6 protein-coding genes are annotated in these 6,000 nt (G+C 71.3%); 1 reads left to right on the top strand and 5 read right to left on the bottom strand.

What is annotated here, in order from left to right:
- Window positions 1-218: 218 nt before the first annotated feature.
- Window positions 219-2,765, bottom strand: a complete 2,547-nt coding sequence (locus tag ACWDR4_RS40975) for a DEAD/DEAH box helicase (protein WP_450416116.1) — start codon at window positions 2,763-2,765, stop codon at window positions 219-221.
- A 479-nt stretch (window positions 2,766-3,244) separates the two neighbouring features.
- Here ACWDR4_RS40975 and ACWDR4_RS40970 point away from each other — a divergent pair, with 479 nt between their 5' ends.
- Window positions 3,245-4,015 (top strand): ferritin-like fold-containing protein, encoded by a 771-nt coding sequence (locus tag ACWDR4_RS40970; RefSeq protein ID WP_450416114.1) that lies wholly within the window; start codon window positions 3,245-3,247, stop codon window positions 4,013-4,015.
- Between the two features lie 78 nt (window positions 4,016-4,093).
- Here the strand turns inward: ACWDR4_RS40970 and ACWDR4_RS40965 are convergent, their stop codons facing one another.
- The 4 genes from ACWDR4_RS40965 to ACWDR4_RS40950 all read right to left on the bottom strand — a co-directional run bounded on the left by ACWDR4_RS40965 (window position 4,094) and on the right by ACWDR4_RS40950 (window position 5,941).
- Window positions 4,094-4,363, bottom strand: a complete 270-nt coding sequence (locus ACWDR4_RS40965) for a hypothetical protein (RefSeq protein WP_450416113.1) — start codon at window positions 4,361-4,363, stop codon at window positions 4,094-4,096.
- 201 nt (window positions 4,364-4,564) lie between these two features.
- Entirely contained in the window at window positions 4,565-4,792 is a 228-nt protein-coding gene (locus ACWDR4_RS40960; protein ID WP_235475002.1) for a DUF3107 domain-containing protein, read from the bottom strand.
- Window positions 4,793-4,927: 135 nt separating this feature from the next.
- Complete coding sequence (locus ACWDR4_RS40955; protein WP_450416111.1) at window positions 4,928-5,569, bottom strand: TetR/AcrR family transcriptional regulator; 642 nt, start codon at window positions 5,567-5,569, stop codon at window positions 4,928-4,930.
- A gap of 189 nt (window positions 5,570-5,758) precedes the next feature.
- Window positions 5,759-5,941 carry a hypothetical protein gene (locus ACWDR4_RS40950; protein WP_450416109.1) on the bottom strand — a complete coding sequence of 61 codons (183 nt, stop codon included), beginning with the start codon at window positions 5,939-5,941 and terminating at the stop codon, window positions 5,759-5,761.
- Window positions 5,942-6,000 lie beyond the last annotated feature (59 nt).

Here is a 6,000-nt window from a genome sequence, read left to right as displayed (position 1 = left end):
TCTGCACCGCGAGGGTGGCGCCGTCGGGGGGCTGGGTATCTCAGCCCGTCCGGCGTTTGAGGACGAGCGCGTTCAGCGCGAAGGGGGGGCTGGGGGCGGCAGCCCCCAGGGATGGGACGGGTAAGGGCGGCGGGGGCGAGAAGTGTCCGGACCCCGGGGACGCCGACGGCCCGGTCCACCTGGGGAGGTGGGCCGGGCCGTCGGGGTGTGGCTGGGGGTCAGGCTTCCACGGTGTCCGTGGTCGCCTTGCGGGTGGCGCGGCGCCTGGGCGGCTTTACCTCGGCGGCCTCCGGTGCCGTCTCCGTCACGACCACCGGCTCGGCGGCCTTGCGGGTGCGACGGCGCGGCTTGACCTCGTCCGCGGCCTGGGCCGGGATGTCCGCGACGACCACCTCGACGGCCTTGCGTGCCGTACGACGGCGGGGCTTGGCTTCGGCGGTGTCGACGGCGGCTTCCGCAGCCGGGACGGTCGCGGTCGGCTGGGCCTCAGCGGTGTCGACCGTGACCTTCGTGGCCGTCGCCTTGCGGGTACGGCGCGGCTTCGGCTCCGTGGCCTCCGGCTCCGCGACGACCGGAGCCGCCTCGGCGGTCTTGCGGGTCGTACGGCGGCGCGGCTTGGCCTCGACGCCCTCCGCGGTGTCCACGGCGGCCTCCGCGGCCGGTGCCGTCGCCTTACGTGTTGCACGGCGCTTCGGCTCCGAGGCCGGCTGGGCCGGGATCTCGGCGGTCTCCACCACGACCGCCGGTTCGGCGGCCTTGCGGGTCCGGCGGCGCGGCTTCGCCTCGACCGCCTCGGCGGTGTCGAGGGCAGCCTCGGCGGCCGGGGCGGTCGCCTTGCGGGCGGTCGTCCGGCGCGGCTTGGTCTCGGTCGCCTCGGCCGTGTCCACGGCGGCGACCGCCGCCTTGCGGGTCCGGCGGGGCTTCGTGACCTCGGCCTCGGGAGTCTCCGGGGCGACCTCGACCACGACGGGCTCGGCGGCCTTGCGGGCGGTCCGGCGGCGCGGCTTGGCCTCGACGCCCTCGGCGGTGTCCACGGCGGCTTCCGCAGCCGGTGCCGTCGTGGCCTCGACGGTGTCGACGACCGACTCCGCCGTCTTACGGGTGCGGCGGCGACGCGGCTGCTCCTCCGGTGCTTCCGCCTCGGGGGCTTCGGCGACGACGGCCTCGGTCGGGGTGGGCTCCGTCGACCTGCGGGTGCGGCGGCGGCGCGGCTGCTCCGACGCCTCGGGGGCCGTGCCCTCCGCCGTCGCGACCGCGGCCTCGGCCGACGGCTCGACGAACGTCGTCGTGGGGGCCGCCACCGGCTCCGCCGCGGCACCGCGGGTACGGCGACGGCGGCGCGGCGTACGGCGCTCGGTGGGCTGCTCGGACGAGGCGAGCGCCTCGCCGGCCGGGGTGCTCGACGCCACCGGAGTCGTCGGCGCGTCCGCGGCGGCACCGCCACGCGTACGGCGGCGACTGCGCGGCGTACGTGCCGGGCGCTCGCGCTCCGCAGCCGGGGCGGAAGCAGCGGCCGGGCCGGAGGAGTGGCCGGACGAACGGCCGCCGCGACCGCGCGGGCCACCGCGTCCGCCCGTCTCGCCGAGGTCTTCGACCTCCTCGGCGTTGAGGCCGGCGCGCGTCCGCTCCGAGCGCGGCAGGACACCCTTGGTGCCGGCCGGGATGCTCAGTTCCTCGAACAGGTGCGGCGACGTGGAGTACGTCTCCGGCGGGTTGTTGAAGTTCAGCTCCAGCGCCTTGTTGATCAGCTGCCAGCGCGGGATGTCGTCCCAGTCGACCAGCGTGATCGCGATGCCCTTGGCGCCCGCACGGCCCGTACGGCCGATGCGGTGCAGGTACGTCTTCTCCTCTTCGGGAGACTGGTAGTTGATGACGTGCGTGACGCCCTCGACGTCGATTCCGCGCGCGGCCACGTCCGTGCAGACGAGGACGTCGACCTTGCCGTTGCGGAAGGCGCGCAGCGCCTGCTCACGGGCGCCCTGGCCGAGGTCGCCGTGGACGGCGCCGGAGGCGAAGCCGCGCTGCGCGAGCTGGTCGGCGAGGTCGGCCGCCGTGCGCTTCGTACGGCAGAAGACCATGGCCAGTCCCCGGCCCTCGGCCTGCAGTATGCGTGCGACCAGCTCGGGCTTGTCCATGTTGTGCGCGCGGTAGACGTACTGCGCGGTGTTCGCGACCGTCTTGCCCTCGTCGTCCGGCGCGGCGGCGCGGATGTGCGTGGGCTGCGACATGTAGCGGCGCGCGAGACCGATGACCGCGCCCGGCATGGTCGCCGAGAACAGCATCGTCTGACGGCGGGGCGGCAGCATGTTCATGATCTTCTCGACGTCGGGCAGGAAGCCCAGGTCGAGCATCTCGTCGGCCTCGTCGAGGACGAGCGCGCGGACGTGCTTCAGGTTCAGCTTCTTCTGGCCCGCGAGGTCGAGCAGCCGGCCCGGGGTGCCGACGACGACGTCGACGCCCTTCTTGAGGGCCTCGACCTGCGGCTCGTACGCCCGGCCGCCGTAGATGGCGAGAACGCGCACGTTACGGACCTTGCCGGCCGTGAGCAGGTCGTTCGTGACCTGCTGGCACAGCTCGCGCGTCGGGACGACGACGAGTGCCTGCGGGGCCTCGGTGAGCTGCTCGGGCTGGGCGCGCCCGGCCTCGACGTCGGCGGGGACGGTCACGCGCTCGAGGAGCGGGAGCCCGAAGCCGAGCGTCTTGCCGGTGCCGGTCTTGGCCTGGCCGATGACGTCCGTGCCGGTGAGGGCGACGGGGAGGGTCATCTCCTGGATGGGAAAGGGGGTGATGATGCCGACGGCTTCAAGCGCCTCGGCGGTCTCGGGAAGGATTCCGAGATCCCGGAAAGTCGTAGTCAGGGCAATGCCTCTTCTGTGTACGCGGTGCGAGGCGAGCGCGGGGGTCGTGTCGGGACCGTGCCGGAAACTTCGGCCGCCTCACGGGCGGGCCGAGTGGCACGGGACCACTGCCGACGCTCGAGCGCTCGTACCGCTGAGGGTCCCTCCGAATTCCGTACGCATCGTGCCGTACGGACGAGGAGAGCTGTCGGGTCGGAGCCGATCGGGCCACCGACCGGGCATCCTCATTCGTGTGGCCCGTCGAGATACGTCTTTCAACTCAACGAGCGCATTACCACCATACCCCGGAATCGCGCACATGCGATGGCCGATTCGGTCACGTAGTGGTCGTCACACTGATTGAGCAGGGACTTCCGCCTTGCGGCAGGCGGGCTATTGTGCGCTTCATGACGACGCCTGACAACGCCTCCGGTACCTCCGAAACCCCCGCAGAAACCGCGGCCGAAGCCGCTCCCGCACTCACCGGAATCGCCGCCCAGGACTGGGCGCAGGCCGCCACCGACCCGCAGTACCGCGCCGCGGTCGTCGACCTGCTCGGCGCGCTCGCGTACGGCGAGCTGGCCGCGTTCGAGCGGCTCGCCGAGGACGCCAAGCTGGCGCCGACCCTCGTCGACAAGTCGGAACTGGCCAAGATGGCGTCGGCGGAGTTCCACCACTTCGAGCAGATCAGGGACCGGCTCACGGAGATCGGCGCCGACGCGACCCAGGCGATGGAGCCGTTCGTCGCCGCGCTCGACGGCTTCCACAAGCAGACGGCGCCCTCGGACTGGCTGGAGGGCCTCGTCAAGGCGTACGTCGGTGACTCGATCGCCAGCGACTTCTACCGCGAGGTCGCGGCCCGCCTCGACGCGAACACCCGCCGGCTGGTGCTCGCGGTCCTCGACGACACCGGGCACGCGAGCTTCGCCGTCGAGAAGGTGCGCGCGGCGATCGACGCGGACCCGCGCGTGGGTGGGCGGCTCGCGCTGTGGGCGCGGCGGCTGATGGGGGAGGCGTTGTCGCAGTCGCAGCGGGTTGTCGCCGACCGGGACGCGTTGTCCACGATGCTCGTGGGTGGCGTCGCGGACGGGTTCGACCTTGCCGAGGTCGGGCGGATGTTCTCGCGGATCACTGAGGCGCACACCAAGCGGATGGCTGCGTTGGGGTTGGCCGCGTAGTCGCTCTGCTGGGGTTCGCCGTCATCTGCGGGTCCGTTGTGGCTGGGCGCGCAGTTCCCCGCGCCCCTGTCGGCTCGGCTACGCCGTCGCCGATGATCGGCGGAGTCTGGCCTTAGGGCGCAGGAGCAGGGAGACCGAGGCGGCCGAGACCGCTGTTGCGCCCAGCAGGATCAGCAGGAAGTGGCCGGCGCTCAGTGCGCTGTGGGTGATGAAGGCGCCGAAGAGGGCTCCGGCCACGCCGGTCGACAGGACCAGGGGGCGGGCCGGGAGACGGTCGGGCAGGCGGTAGGCCGCCGCCCATGCCAGGGCGAGGCCGAGGATCGCGGAGCCGAGCGCTTCCAAGAACATGTCGGGGTCCCTCCCACAGCCTGCCTGCGCGTGACGTTCACAGCCCGTCATACCCGTGACCTGCTCAGAGCAACCCACTTGTAAGGGTGACGTGTGGTCAACCTGTGAATACGGACCAACGGATCGCATGGGTGCGGACATGAGAGGGGCCCGGCGGTTCGAAACCGCCGGGCCCCACCCACATGCATGTCGATACGTGCCCTACAGTGCGCTGAAGCCCACCTTGCGGGCCGTCGGCTCGCCCAGCTCGACGTACGCGAGACGGTCGGCCGGTACCAGGACCTTGCGGCCGTGGTCGTCCACGAGGCTCAGCAGCGCCGACTTGCCGGACAGTGCCTCGGCCACCGCCTGCTCGACCTCCTCGGCGCTCTGACCGCTCTCCAGAACGATCTCGCGGGGCGCGTGCTGCACGCCGATCTTGACCTCCACGGCTATGTCCCTCCGACGGTCAGTGAAGTGCGCGGCCATCCGCGCCGTACCCAGCACACATTAGCCCGGTGAGGGGACGTACATGTTCCGCCCGGGAACGCCAGGAGCGAACAGCCGGTGGGAACAAACGGGCGGTCAGTGGTGCTCGGTGCCGTGCAGCGGGAAACCGGCGATGCCGCGCCAGGCCAGCGAGGCCAGCAGCTGGACCGCCTGATCACGCGGAACACTGCGGTCGCTGTGCAGCCAGGACCGCGCCACCACCTGGGAGAGGCCGCCCAGACCGGAGGCGAGCAGCATCGACTCCGAGCGCGAGAGACCGGTGTCCTCGGCGATGACCTCGCAGATCGCCTCCGCGCACTCGTTCGTCACCTTGTCGACGCGCTCGCGCACGGCGGGCTCGTTCGTCAGGTCCGACTCGAAGACCAGCCGGAAGGCGCCGCCGTCGTCCTCTACATAGGCGAAGTACGCGTCCATCGTCGCCCGTACGCGCTGCTTGTTGTCGGAGGTCGACGCCAGAGCCGTACGGACCGACTCGATCAGGGACTCGCAGTGCTGGTCCAGCAGCGCGAGGTAGAGGTCGAGCTTGCCCGGGAAGTGCTGGTAGAGCACCGGCTTGCTGACGCCGGCCCGTTCGGCGATGTCGTCCATCGCGGCGGAGTGGTAGCCCTGCGCCACGAACACTTCCTGGGCGGCGCCCAGCAGCTGGTTCCGTCGGGCGCGACGCGGCAACCGCGTGCCCCGCGGGCGTGCCGCCTCAGTTTGCTCGATGGCTGTCACGCCGCCTCCCAATTTCGTCCACATGCGGTGTGCGCCGCGCGGCCATCGTACTTTTCGGTAACCCTGGTGTGCGCGGTGCGAGAGCAGAAATTCCTCGACCGAGGGACTGGATGTTCCGGGCTATTTGCTCAAATAGCAATAATTCCTGTGCCGGGCACGGAGTAGCCGAGTGCCGAGCGGTGATGGCGGCTATCGGTACTCGTCCTCGTCCAGTTTCACCACGCGGGCCTGTTCCGCGAGGTCGGCCTCATTGGCGCGGTCGGTGTTCTCACCGGTCAGCGGGGCGTCGTCCTGCTCGTCTTCTTCGCTTTCCTCTTCCTCGAAACCCTCGATCTCCTCGAAGGCCTCGGGGTCGGTCGGATCGACGGCCATGCTGGGCCCCCTTCCCGTGGGGTACGGCTTCACTACGGGTGCCCTGCTTACGAGGCTAG

It is taken from the genome of Streptomyces sp. NPDC000878 (assembly GCF_053599695.1).
This window is presented reverse-complemented; position numbering and strand designations above follow the sequence as displayed.

Excerpts from the sequence above, each read along its gene's own strand:
- ACWDR4_RS40975 (WP_450416116.1), bottom strand. The coding sequence starts at position 2,765 with ATGACCCTCCCCGTCGCCCTCACCGGCACGGACGTCATCGGCCAGGCC.
- ACWDR4_RS40970 (WP_450416114.1), top strand. The coding sequence starts at position 3,245 with ATGACGACGCCTGACAACGCCTCCGGTACCTCCGAAACCCCCGCAGAA.
- ACWDR4_RS40965 (WP_450416113.1), bottom strand. The coding sequence starts at position 4,363 with ATGTTCTTGGAAGCGCTCGGCTCCGCGATCCTCGGCCTCGCCCTGGCA.
- ACWDR4_RS40950 (WP_450416109.1), bottom strand. The coding sequence starts at position 5,941 with ATGGCCGTCGATCCGACCGACCCCGAGGCCTTCGAGGAGATCGAGGGT.